A 724-nucleotide genomic window follows, 5' to 3' on the forward strand; every position below is an offset into this window, starting at 1 on the left:
TATGAAAACGAAAGCCAACAAAAGGAGGTTTCTATCAATCATGAAGTCAGAGCCTTTTCTGAGTTTGGCGTTTTTTCTACAACGGGAATATTTAAATCCAATTTTCACCGCGATGTTCAGTCTCAGCAAAGCAGTCAATACACCCGTTTCGATACAGGGTATGAGTACGCCAATCAGGCGCGCCGACTTCGTTTGGAAGTCGGAGACTACATCGTCCGTCCTTTGTCTTGGAGTCAGCCGGTGAGAATGGCGGGCATTCAGTTGTCGCATGACTTTTCTATGCGCCCCGACGTAGTGACGACGCCATTGCCAGCGTTTTATGGTGAGGTCACTGCGCCAACGACGTTGGATTTATTCATCAATGGCTTTAAAACCGACTCAATGGCCGTCGGGCCAGGCCCTTTCGTTATTGACGACATTCCCATGATCTCTGGCGCGGGTGAAGCAACCGTCATTGCGACTGATGCTCAAGGCCGACAAACGGTCATGACCAGCCCGTTTTTCCTCTCTTCTGATTTGTTGAAAACAGGATTTACTTCTTACAGTGCCAGTATTGGTGCGCTCAGAGAAGATTTTGGAAACGCATCGAATGAATATGGTGCTGGTGGCGTTGTTGTAGCGATGCGTCATGGCATGACGGATTGGTTAACCTTGGAAACACAAGCTGAAGCAAAAGATGACCTAATTGTTGCAGGGCTGGGTTTTGTTAGTAATGCGTTCAACT

1 protein-coding gene is annotated in these 724 nt (G+C 47.8%); it reads left to right on the plus strand.

Going from position 1 to position 724, the window contains the following annotated elements; all coding sequences use genetic code 11:
• Window positions 1–724, plus strand: a 724-nt coding sequence (locus tag R7Q46_RS26920) for a fimbria/pilus outer membrane usher protein (RefSeq protein WP_318078193.1), incomplete at both ends; no start/stop codon positions are given.

The sequence above is a fragment of the Vibrio sp. 811 genome, from assembly GCF_033339195.1.